Origin of the sequence: Demequina pilifera (genome assembly GCF_048814985.1) — a bacterium.
GTDB lineage: Bacteria > Actinomycetota > Actinomycetes > Actinomycetales > Demequinaceae > Demequina.
Genome location: NZ_JBMDTW010000001.1, coordinates 160,573 through 183,114, shown reverse-complemented (window position 1 = coordinate 183,114; position 22,542 = coordinate 160,573). Strand labels below are relative to the sequence as shown.

Annotated in this window: 21 protein-coding genes; 16 read left to right on the top strand and 5 right to left on the bottom strand. The window is 70.1% G+C overall.

Translation table 11 applies throughout. The features are described from left to right. On the top strand, positions 1-973 hold a 973-nt coding region (locus ACNI14_RS00805; protein WP_420518029.1), incomplete at its 5' end, for a LacI family DNA-binding transcriptional regulator. On the opposite strand, the gene ACNI14_RS00800 is transcribed toward ACNI14_RS00805, so the two are convergent. Next, entirely contained in the window at positions 970-1,893 is a 924-nt protein-coding gene (locus ACNI14_RS00800) for an NADP-dependent oxidoreductase (protein WP_420518028.1), read from the bottom strand. The two genes, ACNI14_RS00805 and ACNI14_RS00800, sit on opposite strands and share 4 nt — an antisense overlap. Positions 1,894-2,031: 138 nt before the next feature. Here ACNI14_RS00800 and mgrA point away from each other — a divergent pair, with 138 nt between their 5' ends. After that, on the top strand, positions 2,032-3,072 hold the full coding sequence (gene mgrA, locus ACNI14_RS00795; protein WP_420518027.1) for an L-glyceraldehyde 3-phosphate reductase: 1,041 nt from the start codon (positions 2,032-2,034) through the stop codon (positions 3,070-3,072). Here mgrA and ACNI14_RS00790 read toward each other — a convergent pair. After that, positions 3,069-3,638 carry a TetR/AcrR family transcriptional regulator gene (locus ACNI14_RS00790; protein ID WP_420518026.1) on the bottom strand — a complete coding sequence of 190 codons (570 nt, stop codon included), beginning with the start codon at positions 3,636-3,638 and terminating at the stop codon, positions 3,069-3,071. The two genes, mgrA and ACNI14_RS00790, sit on opposite strands and share 4 nt — an antisense overlap. Before the next feature lie 59 nt (positions 3,639-3,697). Here ACNI14_RS00790 and ACNI14_RS00785 point away from each other — a divergent pair, with 59 nt between their 5' ends. Both ACNI14_RS00785 and ACNI14_RS00780 read left to right on the top strand, forming a co-directional pair. After that, positions 3,698-5,350, top strand: coding sequence for an FAD-binding protein (locus tag ACNI14_RS00785; protein WP_420518025.1), 1,653 nt, complete (start codon positions 3,698-3,700; stop codon positions 5,348-5,350). A 17-nt stretch (positions 5,351-5,367) separates the two neighbouring features. Then, positions 5,368-6,495, top strand: a complete 1,128-nt coding sequence (locus ACNI14_RS00780; RefSeq protein WP_420518024.1) for an SDR family NAD(P)-dependent oxidoreductase — start codon at positions 5,368-5,370, stop codon at positions 6,493-6,495. 73 nt (positions 6,496-6,568) lie between these two features. On the opposite strand, the gene ACNI14_RS00775 is transcribed toward ACNI14_RS00780, so the two are convergent. Next, positions 6,569-7,015: an Hsp20/alpha crystallin family protein gene (locus ACNI14_RS00775; RefSeq protein WP_420518023.1), complete on the bottom strand. Its 447-nt coding sequence runs from the start codon at positions 7,013-7,015 to the stop codon at positions 6,569-6,571. A gap of 349 nt (positions 7,016-7,364) precedes the next feature. Continuing rightward, the gene (locus ACNI14_RS00770; RefSeq protein ID WP_420518022.1) at positions 7,365-8,069 is read right to left on the bottom strand and encodes a YoaK family protein; all 705 of its coding nucleotides are present in this window, start codon (positions 8,067-8,069) and stop codon (positions 7,365-7,367) included. Between the two features lie 115 nt (positions 8,070-8,184). Here ACNI14_RS00770 and ACNI14_RS00765 point away from each other — a divergent pair, with 115 nt between their 5' ends. From ACNI14_RS00765 to ACNI14_RS00745, 5 genes are all read left to right on the top strand, one after another. Then, positions 8,185-9,282, top strand: a complete 1,098-nt coding sequence (locus ACNI14_RS00765) for an acetamidase/formamidase family protein (protein WP_420518021.1) — start codon at positions 8,185-8,187, stop codon at positions 9,280-9,282. Continuing rightward, entirely contained in the window at positions 9,275-10,897 is a 1,623-nt protein-coding gene (locus ACNI14_RS00760) for an AtzH-like domain-containing protein (protein WP_420518020.1), read from the top strand. Before ACNI14_RS00765 ends, ACNI14_RS00760 begins: the two co-directional genes overlap by 8 nt. A 110-nt stretch (positions 10,898-11,007) precedes the next feature. Beyond that, positions 11,008-12,234: a (S)-ureidoglycine--glyoxylate transaminase gene (gene pucG / locus ACNI14_RS00755; protein WP_420518019.1), complete on the top strand. Its 1,227-nt coding sequence runs from the start codon at positions 11,008-11,010 to the stop codon at positions 12,232-12,234. Next, positions 12,231-13,481 (top strand): allantoate amidohydrolase, encoded by a 1,251-nt coding sequence (locus tag ACNI14_RS00750; protein WP_420518018.1) that lies wholly within the window; start codon positions 12,231-12,233, stop codon positions 13,479-13,481. The genes pucG and ACNI14_RS00750 overlap by 4 nt, the downstream gene beginning before the upstream one ends. A gap of 226 nt (positions 13,482-13,707) precedes the next feature. Continuing rightward, positions 13,708-14,664 (top strand): diacylglycerol/lipid kinase family protein, encoded by a 957-nt coding sequence (locus tag ACNI14_RS00745; protein WP_420518017.1) that lies wholly within the window; start codon positions 13,708-13,710, stop codon positions 14,662-14,664. A 6-nt stretch (positions 14,665-14,670) separates the two neighbouring features. On the opposite strand, the gene ACNI14_RS00740 is transcribed toward ACNI14_RS00745, so the two are convergent. Beyond that, entirely contained in the window at positions 14,671-15,228 is a 558-nt protein-coding gene (locus ACNI14_RS00740) for a nucleotidyltransferase family protein (RefSeq protein ID WP_420518016.1), read from the bottom strand. Between the two features lie 23 nt (positions 15,229-15,251). Between ACNI14_RS00740 and uraD the strand changes: the two genes are divergently transcribed. The 7 genes from uraD (at position 15,252) to ACNI14_RS00705 (ending at position 22,540) form a co-directional block, all read left to right on the top strand. Continuing rightward, a complete protein-coding gene (uraD, locus tag ACNI14_RS00735; protein WP_420518014.1) occupies positions 15,252-15,719 on the top strand; it encodes a 2-oxo-4-hydroxy-4-carboxy-5-ureidoimidazoline decarboxylase in 468 nt (155 codons plus the stop codon). Further along, positions 15,716-16,048, top strand: coding sequence for a hydroxyisourate hydrolase (gene uraH, locus ACNI14_RS00730; RefSeq protein ID WP_420518013.1), 333 nt, complete (start codon positions 15,716-15,718; stop codon positions 16,046-16,048). Before uraD ends, uraH begins: the two co-directional genes overlap by 4 nt. Positions 16,049-16,098: 50 nt before the next feature. After that, complete coding sequence (locus ACNI14_RS00725) at positions 16,099-16,935, top strand: aldo/keto reductase (protein WP_420518012.1); 837 nt, start codon at positions 16,099-16,101, stop codon at positions 16,933-16,935. Between the two features lie 163 nt (positions 16,936-17,098). After that, a complete protein-coding gene (locus ACNI14_RS00720) occupies positions 17,099-18,412 on the top strand; it encodes a GGDEF domain-containing protein (RefSeq protein ID WP_420518011.1) in 1,314 nt (437 codons plus the stop codon). Positions 18,413-18,553: 141 nt separating this feature from the next. After that, on the top strand, positions 18,554-19,783 hold the full coding sequence (locus tag ACNI14_RS00715) for a GGDEF domain-containing protein (RefSeq protein WP_420518010.1): 1,230 nt from the start codon (positions 18,554-18,556) through the stop codon (positions 19,781-19,783). A 52-nt stretch (positions 19,784-19,835) separates the two neighbouring features. Next, on the top strand, positions 19,836-21,116 hold the full coding sequence (locus ACNI14_RS00710; protein WP_420518009.1) for a diguanylate cyclase domain-containing protein: 1,281 nt from the start codon (positions 19,836-19,838) through the stop codon (positions 21,114-21,116). Positions 21,117-21,286: 170 nt separating this feature from the next. Continuing rightward, a complete protein-coding gene (locus ACNI14_RS00705; RefSeq protein ID WP_420518008.1) occupies positions 21,287-22,540 on the top strand; it encodes a GGDEF domain-containing protein in 1,254 nt (417 codons plus the stop codon). Positions 22,541-22,542 lie beyond the last annotated feature (2 nt).

Below are 22,542 nucleotides of genomic sequence, written 5' to 3'. Positions count from 1 at the left end.
GGCGCCCCGGGCCGGCGTGTCGCGCGCGACGGTGTCGCGCGTGGTGAACGGCTCCCCCAAGGTGCATCCGGACAGCGCGGAGGCCGTGAAGCAGGCGATCGCGGAGCTCGGCTACGTGCCGAACCGTGCGGCACGCTCTCTCGCGAGCCAGCAGTCGCACGCCATTGCGCTGGTCGTTCCGGAGGACATCACCCGGTTCCTGGGCGACGTGTACTTCGCGTCCGTCGTGGCCGGCATCACCAGCCGGCTCGAGCAGTCGGACTACGTGCTGAGCCTCATGGTCGCCAGCCAGGCGCCCGAGGGCAAGATGCTGCGCTATCTCGCCGGCGGCGCGGTCGACGGAGTCGTGGTGGTCTCGCACCACACCAGCAACCACTCGCTGCGTCAGATCGGCGAACTGATGCCCATGGTCTTCGGCGGCCGGTCGGCCATTCCCGGCGTCGACGCGTACGTGGTCGACGTCAACAACGTGGACGGCGCCGCGAAGGCGACTCAACGGCTCATCGACAGGGGCTGCACACGCATCGCGACCATCTCAGGACCGCTGTCCATGCACAGCTCCCTTGACCGCGTCGAGGGGTGGCGGCGCGCCTTGCACGACGCCCGCCTGCAGCCCGGTCCCGTGGTGGACGGCGACTACACGATGCTCGGCGGCGCACGGGCGATGCGAGAGGTGCTGGCCACCTACCCCGAGGTCGATGGGGTCTTCGTCGCATCGGATCTGATGACGAGTGGCGCGATGCCGGTGGCGCTCGACCGGGGCCTGCGCATCCCGGAGGACGTGGCGCTGGTCGGTTACGACGACAGCCCGGCCGTCGAGGCGTGCGAGATCCCGCTCACCACAGTGCGCCAGCCGTCGGAGGAGATGGGCCGCGAGATGGCGGACATCCTGCTCGGCGTGCTGTCGGGGGAGACGGATAGGCCGCGCACGACGATCATGCCCACGACCCTGGTCGTCAGGGAATCGGCCTAGACGGTCACCACGAGCTTGCCCCGCACGTGGCCGCGCTCGAGTTCGCGGTAGGCGTCGGCGGTGGCCTCGAGGGGGTAGCTGCCCGCGACCTCGACGCGCACGTGACCGTCATCGATCAGGCCCGCGATCTCAGCGAGGTCCGCCGAGTCGGGACGGACCCAGATGTAGTGGCCGCCGTACTCGCTCGCGGCCCGAGGGTCGGCGATCGACGCCACCACGCCTTCGGGGGCCAGCAGCGCGGCCGTGTCGTCGAGCGAGTCGCCGCCCGCGAAGTCGATGATCGCGTCGTATCCGTGCGGCCGCGCCTCGAGGGCGCGTTCGCGAAGCCCCTGTCCGTACTCGAGGTGCGTCGCGCCGAGGTCGCACACGTAGTGGTGATTGCGGGCTGACGCCGTGCCGACCACGTCGGCGCCCAGGTGCGCCGCGATCTGCACCCCGAAGGTTCCCACGCCGCCACTGGCGCCGTGAATGAGGACGGTCGATCCGGCGGTCACGCCTGCGCGTCGCAGTGTCTGCAGGGCGGTGAGGCCCGCAAGGGGGACGGCGGCGGCCTGGGCGTGAGTGATCGACGCCGGCTTGTGGGCCGCTGTACGCACAGGCACCGCGACCCGCTCCGCGAGGGTGCCACCCGCGACGACGTCGCCGCGGGCGTAGGCGAAGACCTCGTCGCCCACGGAGAATTCGGGCGTGTCGAGCCCCGCCTGCACCACGACGCCGGACACATCCCAACCGGGTATCGCGGGGAGGCGGGCGTCGATGAGGCCCTCGAGATGGCCCTCACGGATCTTGTAGTCGACGGGGTTGAGCCCCGCGGCGCGCACCTCGACCACGATGGTGTCGGGGCCGATGTGCGGTTCGGGCACGTCGGTCAGCTCGAGGACGTCGGCGCTGCCGAACTGGGCGTAGGTGATGGCTCGCATTGATAGGTCAACGCGCCGCGACCGCGCGCACATTCCTGGCAGCGGGGCCGGGGCCGGGGGCCCCGCGGCCCGGAATGCGGACACGCGTGAGCCAGTTGATGAGGGTGGAGCCACCACACCAGCCTGAGGAGACCCACGATGACGTACGTCGCCGACCCTGACCGCTACGACGGCCCGATGATGTTCCGCCGGTGCGGCCGCTCCGGACTCGACCTCCCGTCCCTCTCGCTCGGGCTGTGGCACAACTTCGGGGACGACCGGCCGCGGCAGACGCAGCGCGAGATCATCACGAAGGCGTTCGACCTGGGTGTGACCCACATGGACCTGGCCAACAACTACGGCCCCCCGCACGGCTCGGCGGAACGCAACTTCGGTGCGATCATGCACAGCGACCTCAAGCCGTACCGCGACGAGCTGGTGATCTCGACCAAGGCCGGCTGGGACATGTGGCCGGGCCCCTACGGGCAGGGAGGCGGAGGCCGCAAATACATGCTTGCGAGCCTGGATCAGTCGCTCGAGCGTATGGGCCTCGACTACGTGGACATCTTCTACTCTCACCGGTTCGATCCGACGACCCCGCTCGAGGAGACCGCGGCGGCGCTCGACACGGCGGTGCGATCGGGCCGGGCCCTGTACGTGGGCATCTCGTCGTACGACGCGGATCACACGCGCGAGATGGCCGCGTTGCTGCGCGACCTCGGCACGCCGCTGCTGATCCACCAGCCCAGTTACAACATGCTCAACCGGTGGGTCGAGAACGAGGGGCTGCTCGACGCCGCGGACGAGGTGGGAGCCGGTGTGATCGCGTTCACCGCGCTCGCGCAGGGCATGCTCACCGACAAGTACCTGAACGGCATCCCGGAGGGGTCGCGCGCGGCGGAGGGATCGTCGCTCGACAGCGACTGGCTCACCGACGACGTGCTGCGCCGCCTGCGAGCCCTGAACGACATCGCGGACTCCCGCGGTCAGTCCCTGGCCCAGATGGCGCTCGCGTGGACGCTGCGCGATCCCCGCGTCACATCCATCGTCATGGGCGCGAGCTCGGTGCGCCAGCTCGAGGACAACGTGGCCGCGCTCGCCCGACTCGACTTCACCGATGGTGAGTTGGCCGCGATTGACGAGCACGCGACCGATGCGGGGGTCGACTTGTGGGCCGATGCTCGCAAGGGCTCGCTCTAGGGACGGCGCGCGGGGGCGCCGCCCCAAAGCCCGGGAGTGAGCAGGTGCCACGCGCGTTCGGAGACTGCGTGGCGCTCGTCTCGCGGAGCCTGGCTCACCACCATGGCGACCATGCCGACGGCGAGCATGAGGTCGTCGACCGAGGCCCCCGGGGCGTCGCGGTCCGGAGACTTGGCGAGCTTGCTCGCCAGGACCGCGCGAAGTCGCGCGTCGAACCCGGCGACCCGCGCATCGGCCCTCGCGACGGCGATGGTCTCGATGAATGCCGATGCCGCCTCGGCTTGGTGCGTCACGAGGTCGAGCACGTCGCGCAGCGTCGAGCCCGGCCGGTTCGCCAGCAGCTCGATCTCGGCGAGGTTCTCCTCGAACACCGCCACCGTGAGGGAGATCCGGTCGGGGAAGTGTCGGTACAGGCTGCCTTGACCCACGCCGGCGCGTTTGGCGACCGCGGACAGCGGCGCATCGATGCCGCGCTCGTCGAAGACGGTGCGAGCCGCGGCGATGAGCGCGGCGCGATTCTCGGGCCCAGCGCTCGGCCCGCGGTTCGTCCGGGTCTGGTTGGCCATAGGAATAGAGTAGAGACCGGACAGCGTTGTCCGGAATCGAGTGCAAGGGAGGCACACCGATGGCAGAGCAGACGTGGGACGAAGAGGTCGATCTTCTGGTCGCGGGATCCGGGGCGGCGGCCATGAGCGCCGCGATCGCCGGAGCGGACGCGGGCCTGAGGGTCCTGATCGTCGAGAGCACCGAGAAATGGGGCGGCACCACCGCGATCAGCGGCGGCGGGCTGTGGATGCCCAATCACCCCGACATGGGCAAGCTTGGCAAGAAGGACTCCCGCGAGGACGTCTTGACGTACATGGACGCCGTGATCGGCGACGTGGGTCCGGCAAGCTCGAAGGAGCGCCGCGAGGCCTATGTGGACACCGTGCCGGTCGTCTACAACGAGTGGAAGCGCCTGGGCATCAAGTGGGCGTTGAGCGGTGACTATCCGGACTACTACCCCGACAAGCCTGGCGGCATGGACGGCGGTCGCGCGATCGAGACCGAACCGTTCGACTCCAAGCGTCTGGGCGACTGGTTCGCCAAGTCGCGCGCGATGGTTCCGATCCCGGTCAAGACGGACGACGTGTGGCTGCTGTCCCGCGCCTGGTCCTCTGCCAGCGGTTTCTGGCGCGGCGCGCAGTTCGTGGGTCGCACGCTCAAGGGCCTGCTGTCGGGCAAGCGCCTCTACGGCCTCGGCGGAGCGTACGCCGGCCATCTCATGGCGGCCGTGCAGAAGGCGGGCGTCGAGGTGCGCCTCAACACGCCGATCACCCGCGTGATCAAGGACGATGCGGGCGTCGCCGTGGGCGCCGAGGTGGCGTCGCCTGATGGCACGGTGCGCATCAGGGCGCGAGCCGGCATCATGCTCGGCACGGGCGGCTTTGCGGCCAACAAGGAGTGGCGCCTCAAGCACCATGGCATCGAGGGCTACACCTCGGCTCCCGAAGGCGACATGGGCACCGGCATCCAGGTGGGGATCGACGCGGGCGCCGACGTGGCGCTCATGGACGATGCCTGGTGGGGCGCGTCGATGGTGGCCACCGATGGCGAGGTGGGCTTCAGTGTGAACGAGCGGTCGAACCCGTACTCGATCATCGTCGACCAGACGGGCGAGCGGTTCGTGAACGAGTCCGCGAGCTACATCGACGTGGGTCACGCGATTCTGGAGCGCGACAAGACGGTGCCCGCGATCCACAGCTGGATGATCACCGACCGCCGCCACCAGAAGCGGTATCTCAACTCCACGGCCATGCGGGGGCTCAAGAAGCTCCGCGAAGCCGGCAGCGTCGTCGAGGCGGACACGCTCGAGGAGCTCTCGGAGAAGCTCGGGCTCGACAAGGCCACGTTCAAGGCGACCATTCAGCGCTTCAACAAGTTCGCCCGCAACGGGGTGGACGAGGACTTCGAGCGCGGCCGCACCAAGTACGACAACTACTACGGCGACCCGTCGCTGAAGAACCCCAACCTCGGGCCGATCGAGAGGGGGCCGTTCCGCGCCTTCATGATCGTTCCCGGAGACCTGGGCACCAAGGGCGGACTCCTGACCGACGAGCACGCGCGCGTGCTCGACACCGACGGAGCCCCCATCGAGGGCCTCTACGCGGCGGGCAACACCACCGCAGCGGTCATGGGTCGGACGTATCCCGGCGCGGGATCGACCATCGGCCCGGCCACCGTGTTCGGCTACCTGGGCGCGCGGCATGCCGCGCAGCGAGTTGCCGCGAAGGCCTGAGCGGAAGGGAGAACGACATGTTCGGCAAGAAGAACGACAAGGACCAGACGACTGCACCTGAGGACTCCGAGGCCGCTGCCCGGCCAGGCTCGACGGGCCTGAGCGGGGACACCAAGATCAAGGATTGGCTGGCGCATCCCCAGGGCGGGCCCGTGCTGCGGGCGATGCTCGCGGAGGCGGGCTCGGACGAGTCGCAGCTCAAGCCCGTGCGCGGGTTCGCCATGAAGAGGCTGATCCCCATGAGCAAGGGGCAGTTCACCGATGAGGCCATCGCGCAGCTCGTCGTGAAGGCGGAGGCCTACGACCCGGCGAGCGCCCCCGCCGACCCGGCCCGCGCATCGGCCCCCGAGGGCGCCGGTGAGGACGAGGAGATCGAGCTGCCCGAGTTCGTCGAGTCGATCACCGAGGGCCGCTTCGCGGCCAAGACGGTGATCGTGACGGGCGCGGGGTCCGGAATCGGCCGCGCCACTGCCTCACGCATCGCGCGTGAGGGCGGGCGTGTGATCGCGGTGGACATCAAGGAGCCCGGACTCGAGGAGCTCGTCGCCGAGAACCCGGGCGCCGACATCGTGAAGGTGGTGGCCAACGTCACGGAACAGGACGACGTCGACGCCATCGTGGCCGCCGCGGGTGATCGGATCGACGGTCTCGCCAACGTCGCAGGGATCATGGACAACATGACCCCGCTTCACGAGGTCAGCGATGAGGTCTGGGACCGCGTGATGGCGGTCAACGCGACGGGGCTGTTCAAGCTGTCACGCGCGGTCATTCCCGCGATGCTGGACGCTCACGCGGGGTCGATCGTCAACATCACCTCGGAGGCGGGGCTGCGAGGCTCTGCGGCTGGCCTGGCCTACACAGCGTCCAAGCACGCGGTGGTGGGCATCACCAAGTCCAGCGCGTTCATGTACGGCCCGCAGGGCATCCGCGTGAATGCGGTGGCTCCCGGGCCGGTCATCACCGGAATCGAGGCGAGCTTCGACTCGGAGCTCGGGGGCAGGCGCATCCGCACCGCCATGGGCGCGATGCCCACGCCGGTCGGCCCCGAGTCGCTCGCCGCCTCGATCACGTTCCTGCTGTCCGATGACGGTCACAACGTCAACGGCGCGATCCTGCCCTCGGACGGCGGGTGGTCGGCGGTGTAGGGGCCGTCGACGCACAGCAAAGGGCCGGGCGCCGCCGTGGGGGCGGGCCCGGCCCTGAGCATGTCGGCGCGGCTTACGCCGTGGCGACCTGGATGCGGCGCGGCTTGGCGGATTCGGCCTTGGGCACCGTGATGGTGAGCAGGCCGTCCCGGTACGCCGCCTCGATCCCTTCGGGGTCGACGCGGTCGGGCAGTCGCACCGCGCGGTGGAACCGGCCGAACCGGCGCTCGATGCGCTTGAATCCGTCCGCGTTCGCGTCGGAGTAGAAGTCGCGCTGGCCGGCGACGGTCAGCACGTTCTCCTCGATGGACACGTCCACCTGGTCGGGCGTCACGCCCGGCAGCTCGACGTGAAGGGTGAAGCCGTCCTCGTTCTCCTCGACGTCGAGGGCGGGGCTGAAGGCGCCCGCGAGCGACGCGTCGGAGTCTCCGAAAAACTGGCGGACCATCCGGTTGAAGTCGTCCTGCCACAGCGACTGAGCCGTCGCCGGGACCGTCTGACGAGTGACCTCTCGTGCCATGGTGAACCTCCTGAAAAGTGTCATGTCACCGCCTTCCGACGGCGTCGGCTGCAAAGTTGAGCCGATACCACTCATGTTAAGACTTGAGTCGAGGCCGCGCAACTCTGAAAAGAGCGTGTTCGCTGAGGGAGATCGGCACGCGCGTCACCGCCGTCCTGCGGGCGCCACTTCTGCACACGGCCGTGACGCAAGGGACGTGCGGGGCCGGTGGGGTTGCACTGGTGTCGCACATGCCGCATACGTCACCGGTGTGTGCAGAACTGGCCGCAGCCGGGCTGAAAGCGAGCGCTGAGCGGGCAGGACGCTGTGGCGTGAAGCCGCCGATGCGCGGGCGGGGCAGGTGCGGGCGCTACAGGCCGGTGGCCTCGGCGAGGTCGCCGGGCTGGGGCTTGGACACGTGCCCCACGATCGTGACGACCACGGTGATGAGCGCGCTCGCGAGCATGCCCACGGCGATGTGAATGGTGAGCAGCAGGGCACCGGCGCATGCGCCCGCGCCGATCAGCAGGATCGCGCCCATGCGGCGCTTCCAGAAGTTCAGGCCCTCCCCACCCGCGAACGAGTCCGCAGCCAGGCCGGTGATGGTCGACGTCACCACCACGGTGGTGATGTCCTTGACCGCGATGTGGCGCGCCACGGCCGCCTGCAGGCCCATCGCCAGTCCGAGCGCGGTCGTGACGGAGAAGGCCAGGAAGTGGGGCGGCTCCGACTCGATGGTGGCGACGATGGCGGAGGCGATGAGCGTGACGGCCACGAACGAGAACAGCAGCGTGGTCTTGTTGGACCAGCCGGCATCGAAGGTGCGCAGCGTGCGCCCGCCGATCGCCGCACCCACGAGAAAGCCGATGAGCGCGAGGACGGGGCCGAGCACGGGCAGGTCGTCGACCCCGGTGAGCGCCATGCCGAGGATCACCACGTTGCCCGTCATGTTGCCCGTGAACACGCGGTCGAGGCCCAGGTACCCCACCGCGTCGATGACGCCCGTCGAGAACGTCAGCGCGAGCATGAGCAGCAGATGAGTGCGGGCGACGTCTCGTCGCATGGCGTCACGCATGGCGGCCTCCTCGTGTTCAATGGCCCCGCACCGCGCTTGCGGTGGAGCCATCCTTGGCCAGGGCGCCGGTAGTCTCGAACAAGAGTAGGGCACCGACCAGGCAGGAGACGTGAGCATGGGCGAATACGCCGGGGTGCTGCGCCGGGGCGAGGGAGTGCCCGACGGCGCGACCTACCTTCCCGTCGGCACGGACACCGCGCTGTGGGGGCGCCTGCCCGCGAGGAACGACGCCCCCGTCCTCACGGTGGACCGCGGCGCCACCGTGGTGGTGGACACCCTGTCTCACGAGGGCCTGCTGCCCGATCAGGGGTCGGATCCGGTGGCGTTCTTCGCGGGGCACGGCGTGAGCGCCGATGCGGTCCTCGCCGAGGCCTCCGAGCTCGCCTCTCGCGGCGGCAGGGGGGAGGAGGACGGCCCTCACGTCGTCACGGGTCCCATCGCCGTGCGCGGCGCGAAGCCGGGAGACCTGCTCGTGGTGGACCTGCTCGACTTCACCCCGCGCGTGCCCTACGGCGTGATCTCGAATCGCCATGGGCGCGGCGCCCTGCCTGGAGAGATGCCGTCGAGCCCGGACAACGTGAGCGTGTTCACGGGAATCGGCCCGGACACCGCGGGGCAGTGGCGAGGCTGGCTTCCCGGCCGCGACGGCGGGCGCCCGACGACCGGCTTCCCGCTCGCCCCGTTCATGGGCATCATCGGCGTGGCGACGGACACCGACGAGCGCGCGCACTCGGTGCCGCCAGGTGCGCATGGCGGCAACCTGGACATCAAGGAGCTGGTGGCCGACACCCGGGTGTACCTGCCGGTGCAGGTGCCCGGCGCGCTGGCCTATCTAGGAGACCCGCACTTCGCGCAGGGAGACGGCGAGGTGGCGCTCACGGCGCTCGAGGCCTCGCTGCGTGCGACGGTGCGGTTCGACGTGGTGCCCCAGCGCGAGGCGATGAGGGCCTTCGGCGAGTTGGCCGGCCCGCTCGGTCAGTCCGCTGACTACCTGATGCCCACGGGCCTCGACGCGGACCTCGACGAGGCCATGCGCGCGTGCGTGCGGCAAGCCGTGGCGATCCTGAGTGCGAGGTACGGCATGGAGGCGCACCTGGCCTACGCGTACCTGAGCGCCGCGACGGACTTCCGCATCTCCCAGGTGGTGGACCTGGTGCAGGGAGTGCACGCGATGATCCGAATCAGCGACTTCGAGGCGGTACGAGATGAGTGAGTCCAGCGAGCACCCGGCCCATGACGCGGCTCGCGACCTGCAGGCGATCCTGCAGCTCCCGGAAGGCCTCGAGCCGCCGCCGCAGCTGATGGATGCGTTCTGGGGCTACGAGGCCGCGCTGATGGCGGACGACGTGGACCTCTTGGGCGCCTACTTCGCGACGGGCCCCGACGTGATGCGCGGGGACGGCGCCGGCCTCCTCGTGGGGCGCGAGAGCATCGACAGGTTCCGCACCGGGCGCGGGGGAGCGCCCGCGCGCACGGTGACCGAGATCCAGGTGCGCCCCCTCACCGACACCCACGCATACGTCACCTCCGTCAACACGCCGGACAAGGGCGGGCGCGGCCTGGTCACCCAGCTGTGGGAGCGCAGCGGCGACGAGGGCGCGACGCCGGGCGGGTGGGTCATCACCGCCGCGCACGTCAGCGCACCCCCGCCGGCGATGGACGGTCGGGTCTGGCGCGTGCTCGGATCCCCGCTCGTGCCCGCGGCCGCGGACGGCCCCCTCGCGGGCGAGACCGTCGCGGTCAAGGACGTCTTCGCGGTGCCGGGGCACCGCATCGGCGCCGGGGTCCCGGCCTACCTTGCGGAGTCCGCCGTCGAGGAGGAGCCGGCCGATGCTGTCGCCGCGTTGCTCGGCGCCGGCGCCTCGGTGCGGGGAATCGCGCAGACCGACCAGTTCGCGTACTCGATCGCCGGCAAGAACGGTGCGTACGGGACGCCGCCCAACCCGGCCGCGCCCGGAGCCATCCCGGGCGGGTCCTCGTCGGGTCCCGCCACCGCGGTCGCCAGCGGGCACGCCACCATCGGGTTGGGCACCGACACGGCGGGATCCATCCGGGTTCCGGCGTCCTACCAGGGACTGTGGGGACTGCGGCCCACCCACGGCGCTGTCTCGCTGGCCGGCGCGCTGCCGCTGGCCCCCGCATACGACACCCCGGGCTGGCTCGCACGCGATGGGGCCACCCTGCGCGCGGCCGCCGCCGCGAGCCTCCGCCAGGACCAGCAGCGCTCGATCCCCAGCGACCGGGCCGTCGTCGCGGCGTCGCTGTTCGAGGCCGCGGACTCCGACGTGCGCCTGGGGCTGGCGGACGTCATCGACGCCCTTGCGGCTCACGGGGTGTTCGCGTCGCTCGAGCCCGTCAACATGCCCGCCCCGGCCGAGCTCTTCCGCATCTTCCGGTACACCCAGTCCGCCGAGGCGGCTCGGTCGTGGCAGGAGTGGGTCGAGGCGCACCCGGGCGCCCTCGCCGCCGATGTGGCGGAGCGGTTCGCGTGGGCCACATCGGTCACGGGGGGCCAAGAGGCGGAGGCGCTCGAGGCCAAGAGCGCGGCCCGCGAGAGAATTGACGCCGCTCTCGGCGACGACATCCTGCTGCTGCCCGCGACCAGTTCCGTCGCCCCTGCGCTCGACGCCCCGCCCGAGCGGCTTCAGGAGGTGCGCGAGGCGACGCTCGGCATCACGGCGGTGGCGGGCATCACCGGACGGCCCGCGCTGTCCGTGCCCCTGCTCGAGCTCGACGGCGGCCCGGTGGGGCTCAGCCTGGTGGGGCCGCGTGGCAGCGATCTCGCGCTCATCGACATCGCTTTGGGATGGGTCGACGCACTGCGGTAGAGGGATCGCGGGCTGAATCGAGCGCTGGGTGAGCGCGCGGCGCGACCCGGCCCGTGCATCGGCCGTGTTCCCGAAACCCACAGGTAACCCGGGCTTGGCATGATGGCGGGGTGACCATCCCCAAGTCGATTCACCCGCCGCAGCGCCTCCTCATGGGCCCCGGCCCCATCAACGCGGATCCGCGCGTGCTGCGCGCGATGTCTGCGCAGCTCGTGGGGCAGTACGACCCGTGGATGACGGACACCATGAACGAGGTCATGGACCTCTACCGGCAGGTGTTCATCACCGACAACGACCACACGATGGTGGTCGACGGCACGTCTCGGGCCGGCATCGAGGCGGCGCTGGTGTCGCTGCTCGAGCCGGGCGACCGGGTGCTGGTGCCGATCTTCGGTCGGTTCGGTCACCTGCTGGCGGAGATCTGCCGCCGTGCGGGGGCCGAGGTGCACACGATCGAGACCGAGTGGGGGCGTGTCTTCACCGAGGAGGCTCTCGAGGCCGCTCTGTCCGATGTCAGCCCCAAGGTGCTCGCCGTGGTCCATGGCGACACGTCCACCACGGTGGCCCAGCCGCTCGAGGGGCTCGGAGAGCTGTGCGAGAAGCTCGGGGCGCTCCTCTACACGGATTGCACCGCGACGCTGGGCGGCAACGAGTTCCGCGTCGACGAGTGGGGCATCGACGTCGCCACTGCCGGGCTGCAGAAGTGCCTGGGAGGGCCGTCGGGCTCGGCGCCGGTGACGTTCTCGCAGCGCGCCGCGGCCGTCGTGGAGGCGCGCAAGTCCATCGAGGAGGGCATTCGCGACGAGGGTGACCCCGTCTCGGCCCACCCGATTCGCTCCAACTACCTCGACATGGCGCAGATCTTCGACTACTGGTCCGAGCGCCGGCTCAACCACCACACCGAGGCCACGACCATGCTGTACGGCGCCCGCGAGTGTGCCCGAATCCTCATGCAGGAGGGCCTGGCGGACTCGTGGACCCGGCACCAGCTGCACGGCCGGGCGATGCTGGATGGGGCGACGGCGCTGGGGCTCGCGCCGTTCGGCGACCTCGCCTACAAGATGTCGAACGTGGTGGGCGTCAAGATCCCGGACGGGGTCAACGGCGACGCCGTGCGCGGCGCGATGCTCGAGGACTTCGGGATCGAGATCGGGACCTCGTTCGGCCCGCTGCACGGGAAGATCTGGCGGCTGGGCACCATGGGCTACAACGCCCGGACGGACGCGGTACTGCAGACGCTCGCGGCCCTCGAGGCGGTGCTCCGCCGCGCCGGGCACCGGATGCCCGCCGGGGCCGGGGTCGACGCGGCCTACGAGGTGTACGGGGCGTCCGCGTGAGCGCTGAGCCCTCATCGAAGCGTGATGCGGCGGAGGTGCTCGCGCGCTGCGACGTGCTCGCCGAGATCTCCGCGGCAGTGGACGGCATCGAACGCAGCTACCTGACGCCCGAGCATGCGCGCACCAACTGGACCGTGGGCGAGTGGATGGCCGATGCGGGCCTCACGGCGTGGCAGGATGCGGCCGGCAATCAGCGGGGCACCTTGGCAGGGCCGACGGCCGATGCGCCCGTGCTTCTGCTCGGCTCTCACCTGGACACGGTGCCGGGTGCGGGCAGATACGACGGGGTGCTGGGCACCCTGATGGCGATCGCGGTCGTGGGCCGACTGCGCGACCGTGGCGTGGAGCTGCCGTTCGGCATCGAGGTGATGGGCTTTGCGGACGAGGAGGGCACCCGCTTTGGGCGGACCCTGCTGGGTTCGTGCGCGGTCGCCGGGACCTGGGACGACACGTGGTGGGGTCTGCAGGACGCCCACGGCGTGACGATGTGGGACGCGTTTCGGGCCTTCGGGCTCGACCCTGAGCGGGTGGGGGACGCGGCGCTGGATCCGGCGCGCGTGATCGGCTACCTCGAGGCGCACATCGAGCAGGGGCCGCTGTTGCAGGACGCGGACCGGGCGCTGGGAGTGGTGCGCGGCATCATGGGCGCGCGGCGGTTCGACCTTGAGATGGTCGGCGAGGCCGGCCACGCCGGCGGCATGCCGTACGGTCGCCGGCGAGATGCGCTGCTGGGCGCCTCCGAGGTGGTGTCCGCGGTCGAGGTGCTGGCGCGAGACGCCGGGGCCGTGGGCACGGTCGGAAAGCTGAGGGCGTTCCCTGGCGCCATGAACGTGATCCCGGGGCGCGTGGAGTTCTCGCTCGACCTGCGCGCCGAGTCGGACGCCGTCCGCGACGACGTGTGGCGCGAGATCGAGGAGACGGCGCGCAAGGCCGCCGCCGCACGGAACCTCGCCTTCGAGGTGTCCGAGATGCACGCGGCCCGCGCGACGAAGGTGGGGGAGTCGCTGGCGCTCGCGATCGCGGAGGGCATCCGCGCGACGGGCGACGCCGAGCCGATGCACCTGCTGTCCAAGGCGGGCCACGACGCCATGGCGATCGCCGACCTGTGCGACTACGCCATGCTCTTCATCCGCTGCAAGGACGGCATCTCCCACCACCGCGATGAGTCCGTGCGTCCTGATGACGTCGAGGTCGCGCTGGACGCGTTCGAGGCCGCCGTGCTGACGTTGGCGGAGCAGTACTCGTAAGTCATAACTCTGCGAGCGAAAATTACGACTTGGCGCCGAACTCATAACTCTGGTGGTCGCGCGGACACACTGGTGCGCCCTTGAGGGACCAGCTCTGCCCGCACACCACTGTCGTCGAAGCCGGGTCCGGTTTTCGATGGTGTGCGCGAGGGGTGCCGTACTCTGAGGAAGACCACGGAGAAGGCAACCTTTGCTCCGAGTCCACAGCCACAAAGGGAGCCTCGCGGTGAGCGCAGCGCACGTCGGAATCGTCCTGAACCCGTCGAAGACCAGCAGGTCCGAGCTCGAAGAGGAGCTGACGTCGGCGATCACTGAGCACCCCGACATGCAGGTGTCGTGGTTCGAGACCACGGTCGAGGATCCCGGCCGGGGCATGGCCAAGGACGCGCTCGAGGCCGGCGTGGACCTGGTGGTCGCCGCTGGCGGAGACGGCACCGTCCGTGCGGTAGGCGAGTACCTTGCCGAAGTCGAGTCGTCGGCTCACCTGGGGATCATCCCCATGGGCACCGGCAACCTGCTCGCGCGCAACCTCGAGGTCCCGCTGAACGACGTCGCCAAGGCGCTGGAGGCGGCGCTGAACTGCGAGGCCCGGACAATCGACCTGGGCTGGGCCGAGATCACCAAGTCCGACGGCACGGAGACGATGGCGTTCACGGTGATGGCGGGCGTGGGCATCGACGCCCACATGATCATCGAGACGGCCGAGGGACTCAAGGACAAGGTGGGCTGGCTGGCCTACATCGAGTCGCTGGGCCGTGCGCTGTCCGCCAGCGAAGTCATCGACATGGACATCAAGGTCGACGCGGGAAAGACGTCCAAGGAGAGGGCGCACACCCTGATCGTGGGCAACTGCGGGATGCTGCAGGGCGGCGTGACGCTGATCCCCGACGCGGACCCGACGGACGGCGAGCTCGACATGCTCGTGCTGCGCGCGGACGGCGTGGGGGGATGGCTCGAGACCCTCAAGACGATGGTCTGGGACAACGGAGTCAAGCGACTGTTCGGCGGCAAGCACAAGGCGGAGAGCAGCGGCTCCGTGACCAACAGGCAGTTCACATCGGCGACCCTCGGACTCGGCACGCCGCGGGTCCTGGAGTTGGACGGCGACGAGGTGGGCGAGTGCACGCGCGTGGAGTTCAGCGTCCAGCGGGCGGCCATCAGCGTGCGCTCACCCCAGGCCTAGTCGCAGTCAGTCGTCGACGTCCGCCCCGCCGCCCAGGTCCGTGCAGTCGACCTCGATCGTGAGGTGGCGCACCAGGTAGTCCTTCGCGCCCATGTCGCCCACCACGGTGTCGGCGATGTCGCGCCAATGGTCGCGTCCCATGAGCACGGGGTGGCCGGGCTCGCCGTCGTAGTGCGCGCGAGCGAGCGTGCCGCGCGGGTCGTCCAGCGCGGCGTCGAGCACGCGCCGTCCCGCGGCGGCGGCCTGATCCGGCAGGTCGACCAGAGTCAGCAGCACGGCGTCGGTGCTCGACGTCGCGGCAGCCGCGAGGCCCACGCGCAGCGATGCCGCCTGGCCGTCCTCCCAGTCCGTGGCCACGACGGGCAGCGCACCGCGGGGCACCAGGTTGAGGGCCGCATCGGCGTCCGCGCCCAGCACGATGATCACCTCGCGGCAGCCGGCGTCGCGCAGCGCACGGCAAGCGATCTCGAGCCACGGCGTGCCGTCCTCGTTGCGGCGCAGCGCCTTGGGCCCGCCGGCGCGGCTTCCCGCTCCCGCGGCGAGTACGACTCCCGTGACATCCATGCCCCTCACCCTACGATGGGACGATGAGGTTCGAACGAGAACGACTGCTCGAGTGCCTGCGCGTCGAGCGCTGGGCCGACGAGCTCGCCGGCCAGGACTTCGATACCGCCGATGCGCTGGTCGAGGCAGGGATGCAGGCCGCCACCCCGCTGACCGAGGCCGAGGTGGACGAGGCGCTGGCAGCCCACCCCCGCATCGGCGATAAGGCCGAGGGCGACGGTGCAGAGGCAGCGTTCTCGCGCGCCGAGCAGGCATCGAGTGATGACCCCGACGAGCAGCTCGAGGCGCACCTGCGCCAGGGCAATGAGAAATACGAGGCGCAGTTTGGCCGGGTGTTCCTGATCCGCGCCGCGGGACGTGACCGCCGCGCCATCCTCGAAGAGCTCTCGCGGCGACTGATGAACGACCCCGGCGTCGAGACCGACGAGGTCGCCGAGCAGCTGCGGGAGATCGCCGCGCTGCGCCTCAAGCAGATCTGGGAGGACGCATGAGCCACGTCACCACACACGTCCTGGACGCCGTGCGCGGCATCCCCGCCGCCGGGGTGTCCGTCACCCTGTCGGAGCGCGGGGGAGAGGGCTGGGAGCCGGTGGCCTCCGCCGTCACTGATGACGACGGGCGCGTGAGCGACTTCGGCCCCGATCGCCTGGAGGACGGCGTCTACCAGGTGCGCTTCGACACGGGCATGTACTTCTCTCAAGCGGACGTCGCGACGTTCTACCCCGAGGTGGTCATCACGTTCGAGGTCGACGGCGGCGACCACTATCACGTGCCCCTGCTGCTCAGCCCGTTCGCGTACTCGACCTACCGGGGAAGCTAGCCCGCGCATCGGCCGGGAATCTTGAGCCGACGCGGGCGGTTGGCCTGAGCATGATTCCCTCAACGACACTGAACGACGGAACGACCATCCCGCAGCTCGGGTTCGGCACCTACCTGGTTCCCCCCGAGGAGACTGCGGCCACCGTCGGCACCGCGCTCGAGGTGGGCTACCGCCACATCGACACCGCGCAGGGCTACCACAACGAGGCCGAGGTGGGCGAGGCGATCGCGAACTCTGGGCTCGCCCGTGACGACGTGTACATCACCAGCAAACTCAACAACCCCAATCACGCCCGCGATGACGTGATGCGCTCGTTCGATGAGACGCTCGAGAAGCTGCGTGTCGACAAGCTGGACCTGTTCCTCATCCACTGGCCCCTGCCCACGCGCTACGACGGCGACTTCGTGTCGACCTGGAAGGCGATGGTGGAGCTGGTCAACGACGGGCGCCTGGCCTCCGCCGGCGTCTCCAACTTCCAGCCCGACCACCTCGAGCGAATCGTCGGCGAGACCGGCTTCGCGCCCGTGGTCAACCAGATCGAGGCCCACCCGTACTTCCGCAACGACGCCGCCCGCAAGGCGTCGCACGAGCACGCGATCGCGGTCGAGGCGTGGGGCCCGCTGGGCCAGGGCGCGGTGCTGGAGGACGACGTGATCGGGACCATCGCCGCAGGAATCGAGCGGGCACCTTCACAGGTGATCCTGCGCTGGCACCTCCAGCGCGGAGACATCATCTTCCCCAAGTCGATGCGCCGCGAGCGCATGGAAGAGAACTTCCAGATCTTCGACTTCGAGCTCACTCAGGAGCAGATGGAGCAGATCGACGCCCTCGACCGGGGGCCCGAGGGCCGGGTGGGCCCCGACCCGGACACGTTCGACAGGGTGTGAGCGCCTGCGCTAGGTGAGGACTGGACGACGGGCCGATGCGCCCGTCAGGTGAGTCAGCAACGGCACCCAGCCGGGGGGAGGCTCCCCTTCGCGTGTGCGGCGGGCGGACAAACTCAGTCACGCGCTTGGCGTCTCCAGCCCTCCGTCAGCGTAGGTTGGCCTAGTGCTAGACGACGAGACCATGCGCATCGCCCTGGGTGCGGTGTCGCTGACGGTCCTCCTGTTGTTCTACCTGGGCGTCTATCGGCCCACACGCTCCAGCTTCTCCGGGTGGTGGACCCTGTCGCTGTTGAGCGCGGGCGTCTCGAGCACGTTGCTGCTGTTCAACAGCGGCGAGCTCGAGGTCGTCGCCAACTCAGCTTCGATGGCGTTGGCCGCAGTAGGCGCCACGTGCGTGTGGTTCGCGACGCGGTCGCTGCGGCGTGAGCGGCTCCCGTTATGGCTGCTGGGTGTGGCGCCAATCGCGATTCTGGTGTCAGCGCTCAGGTATGAGCCGGTGGGAGACACCTGGGTCGATCACGCGTTGCTCAGCCTCTACATGGCCGTGATGTTCGTGGCGACCGCCGTGGAGATGTGGATGGCGTGGAGGGCGCGACGCGCCATGGCCGAGCACGAACTGAATCGTGAGGCGCTCGTGGCGCTCGTGGTGATCGCCATCGCGGGGAGCGCCCTCGCCGTGTTCTACGTGCTGCGCACCGCGATGAACCTTGTGGTCGGACCGGAGAGCGACGCCTTTCACATGATCGTGGGCTCGGGCGCGGAGGACGCACTCCTGTTGATCTTCTTGGTGGCGGTCACGTTCAGCGTCTCGGCGATCGGGTGGGATGAGCAGGCGCAGCAGCTGCGGAGCCGGGCGATGCATGACGACCTCACCGGACTCCTGGGACGCACGGAGTTCCGCCTTCAGGCCGAGGCCGCCATCGCTGGGGCTCGGTCCAATGGCGTCACTGCGTTTCTCGCGGTGGCCGACCTCGATCACTTCAAGGCGGTCAACGACGTGCATGGCCACTCTGCGGGGGACCGGGCGCTCGTGGACTTCGCCGCGGTGTTGAAGGAGTCTCTGCGCCCTGGAGACCTTGCGGGGCGCATGGGGGGCGAGGAGTTCGGGTTGTTGCTCCTCGGCGCTGACGACGCCGATGCGGTGGCCCGGCTGGGCCACATCGGCGACACGTTCGCCGCGCGTTCGAGCGGCTTCGACTTCGTGCTGCCGACCGTCAGCTTTGGGCTCGCCGGCCTCGACCACGCGGACTCCTTGACCGCGATCTACGAGCATGCAGATCTGGCGCTGTATCGCGCCAAGGCGGATGGCCGCGACCGCGTCGTGACGTACTCGCGCGACCTCGGGCCGCGCAGCGGCCGCGTGCGGAACGGCCTGCCGACCGACCGGGGTGCGGGCGCCCCCTCCAGCCAGCCCTTGGAGCACCTCGACATCCACAAGGACACGGCGGACACCGGTCACGAGCTCCGCGAGACCTGATCTGCGTCTCGCTGCGCGGAGTGCCTGGTGTGGCGCGCTTTGTGCGAGGCGCGCACGCCGATGAGGGGTGTGGCAGCGCACGCGCGTGATCTCCATCACGGGTTGCTCGCCCGCTGCGCCGGGTCGGCGTAGGTTAGGCGGGTGCTCGACGATCAGACCATGCGGTTCGCGCTCGGCGCTGTGGCAGTGACGGTGTTGGTCCTGTTCTACCTGGGCGTCTACCGGCCCACGCGCTCGGGGTTCTCCGGGTGGTGGACCATCTCGCTGCTGCTGGCGGGGACGGCGACGGTGCTGCTGCTGTTCAACGACAGTGCGGTGCGGGTGGTGACCTATCCCGTCTCGACAGCGCTGGCCGCGGCCGGGTCGACCTGCGTGTGGTTCGCGATGAGGTCGTTGCGGCGCGCTCGCGTGCCGCGGTGGGTGCTCGTCCTCGGCCCGCTCGTCAACCTGGTGCTGGCGTCGATGGAGGCCCCCGATGACAACGGCATGGCCACGACCGGCCCGGTGTCCTTCTACATGGCCGGGATGTTCGTCGCGGGAGCGGTGGAGTCGTGGCGGGCGTGGAGGGTCAGGCGCGCGGGCGCCGACACGGAGCCGAACGGCGAGGCCGTGGTGGCACTGAACGTGATTGCGCTCGCGGCGACCGCGCTCAGCGCGTTCTACGCGTTCCGGGTGGTGATGCTCGTGGCGGCAGGGGATGAGAGCGGGGTGTTCGCGCGCACGGCCGGCTCGGGTCCCGAGGACGTGACCTTGCTGATCTGCATGGTCGCCGTCACCTTCAGCGTCTCGGCAGTGAGCTGGGACCAGCAGACGCAGGCGCTGCGGCGCCGAGCCACGCGTGACGATCTCACCAGCTTGTGGGGAAGGTCCGAGTTCCGTGCGCAGGCGCAGCGTGCGCTCACTCGGGCGCAGTCCAGGGGTGACCGGGCACTGCTGGTGTTCGCGGACCTCGATCACTTCAAGGCCATCAACGACACTCACGGCCACGCCGCGGGCGACGGGGCGCTCGTGGAGTTCGCCGACGCCGTGAAGGATGCGCTGCGACCCGGAGACCTCGCGGGCCGGATGGGAGGAGAGGAGTTCGGCCTGCTGCTGCTCGACGTCGATGACGCGCAGGCGGCCGACCGCCTGAACGCCATCAGCGAGACCTTCGCGGGGCGTTCGGGGAGCGTCGGCTTCACGCTTCCGACCGTGAGCTACGGGCTCGCCCGTCGCGAGCAGGGCGACTCCGCGTCCGATATCTACGAGCGGGCGGATCTGGCGCTCTACCAGGCGAAGGCAGACGGTCGGGACCGGGTCGTGACGTACTCGCGCGACCTCGGCCGGCGCGTCGGACCCGGCCGGGACGCGTTCGACGCGGCTCGAGGGTGAAGTGCGTCACCCGCTGTGGGATGCGGGGCGCGGGTTGGCGTAGGTTAGCCGGGTGCTAGACGCCGACACCATGCGAATCGCCCTGGGCGCGGTCTCGCTGACGGTTCTTCTGCTCTTCTACCTGGGCGTCTATCGACCCACCCGATCGAGCTTCTCCGGTTGGTGGACGCTGTCCCTGCTGTCCGCGGGAGCCTCGAACGCGCTGCTGATGCTCAACGGCAGCGACCTGCACGCCGTGGCCAACCCGGCATCGACGGTGCTGGCCGCCATCGGCGCCACCTGCGTGTGGTTCGCGACGCGGTCGCTGCGGCGCGAACGGCTGCCGATGTGGCTGATCGGCGTGGCCCCGGCTGCCATCGTGTTGCCCGTGCTCATGGACGAGCGCGTGGGCGACGCCTGGGCCGGCAACGGGCCGCTGTACTCCTACATGGCGCTGATGTTCGTGGCGTCCTCCATCGAGATGTGGCGGGCGTGGAGAACGCGGCGCGCGAACGCGGAACACGAACTGAACCGTGAAGCGGTGGTGGCTCTGCTGGTGATCGCCGTCGCCGCGAGCGGGCTGGCGGCGTTCTACGTGCTGCGCATCCTGGTCCACTTCGCGGCCGGGCCGGAGAGCCGGGCCTTCGAGACCACGGCGGGCTCGGGCCCGGAGGTCGCGCTGCTGATGATCGGGATGGTGGCCGTCACGTTCGGTGTGTCCGCGATCGGCTGGGATGAGCAGACGCAGGAGCTGCGCTGCCGGGCGATGCACGACGATCTCACCGGCCTGCTGGGGAGGACGGAGTTCAGGCTCCAGGCCGAGAGCGCCTTCGCTCGCGCCCGGTCCACGGGCACCTGTGCGCTGCTGGTGGTGGCTGACCTCGATCACTTCAAGGGCATCAACGACGTGCACGGTCACGCTGCGGGCGACGGGGCGCTCGTGGAGTTCGCGAAGGTCCTCAAGGACTCCCTGCGGCCCGGCGAGATCGTGGGACGCATGGGGGGCGAGGAGTTCGGGGTGATGCTCCTCGGCGTGGACGGTGCGGACGCGAACGCGCGCCTGGAAGCTATCAGCGAGGCCTTCGCCGCACGATCGAGCGGCTTCGACTTCGCGCTGCCGACGGTCAGCTACGGGCTCGCCGGCCTGGAGGACGGCGACTCCGTGGCCGAGATCTACGAACACGCAGACCTGGCGCTGTACCGCGCGAAGGCGGATGGCCGCGACCGCGTCGTCAGGTACTCCCGTGACCTCGGACGGCGCGGCGGGCGCGTCCGGACCGGTCGGGCTGCCGACCGCCGCGACGACTCCCGGCCTGACGAGCCCGACAACCCGGACGCGTTCGCCTCGGTGTGAATGTCTCGGTGTCAGCGCATCGGCCCCAGCCTCCTTGGGGTTTCGGACGGCCGATGCGCTCGCCGGGTCTTGGCGTGACGGGAACCAGTTCGCTGGCCGGGCGGGTCGCGTGCGCGTGGAGTACCTCACGAATTGCGTCCGGGGCCCACTGCGCCCACTAGGTTGATCTCGTGCTCGATGACCAGACCATGCGCCTTGTGCTCGGAGGCGTGACGCTGACGGTCCTCTTGCTGTTCTACCTCGGCGTGTACCGACCGACCCGGTCGAGCTTCTCCGGCTGGTGGACGCTGACGCTGCTGTGTGCGGCCATGGCCCGGTTGCTGCTGCTGTTCAACGGCAGCGACCTCCAGGTGATCACGAACTCGGCGTCGATCGTGCTGGCCGTGATCGGAGTCACGAGTGTGTGGTTCGCGACGCGGTCGCTGCGCCGGGAGCGCCTGCCGCTGTGGCTCCTCGGGGCTGCGCCGGTCGTGATCCTGGTGCCGAGGATCCTCGAGGCCGCCGCCGGTGGGGTCTGGCTGGGCAACCGTCCGCTGTTCCTCTACATGGCGGTGATGTTCGTGGCGGGAACCGTCGAGACGTGGCTGGCGTGGAGGTCATTGCGCGTCACCGATTCGCCCACCCGCAGCGGCGAACCCGTGGTGGCACTTCTCGTGACCGCCATCGCGGGCACCGTGTTCGCGGGGTTCTACGCGGTGCGCGCGGTCACGCAAGTGGTGGGAGGTCCTGGCGGCAGCCGTGCCGAACTGGCCGGTTTCGCGGCCTCGGAGAGCGTGCTCCTGCTGGTCTGCCTGGTCGCGGTCACGTTCAGCGTGTCCGCCGTGGGCTGGGACCAGCAGACCCGGGAGCTGCGTCGCCGCGCCATGCAGGACGACCTCACGGGTCTGCTGGGGCGGACCGAGTTCCGTCTGCAGGCCGATCAGGCCCTCTCGCAAGCGCGCTCCAGAGACACGACCGCGTTGCTGGTGGTGGCCGACCTCGATCAGTTCAAGGAGGTCAACGACGTTCAGGGCCACCCTGCAGGGGACGAGGTGCTGATCGCGTTCGCGGCCGCGCTCAGGGGCGCGCTGGGACCAGGGGAATTCGCGGGACGCCAGGGCGGGGACGAGTTCGGCTTCGTGCTGCTGGACACCGGCGAACCCCACGTGGCCGTACGCCTGGCGGCCGTCGGCGAGGCGTACCGCGCGTATGCGGAAACCTTCGATTTCGCGCTGCCGACGGTCAGCTTCGGCATCGCCGGGCCGGACGACGGCGATTCGCTGGCGGAGATCTACGAGCACGCAGACCTGGCGCTGTACCGCGCCAAGTCGGACGGTCGCGACCGGGCGGTGAGGTACTCCCGCGAGGCCCCGCGCCGTACGGGCCGGGTGCCGAGCACCGAGGACGCGCGCGCGAGCGGGCCCGGGCTCACGGGCGTCGTGTGAGC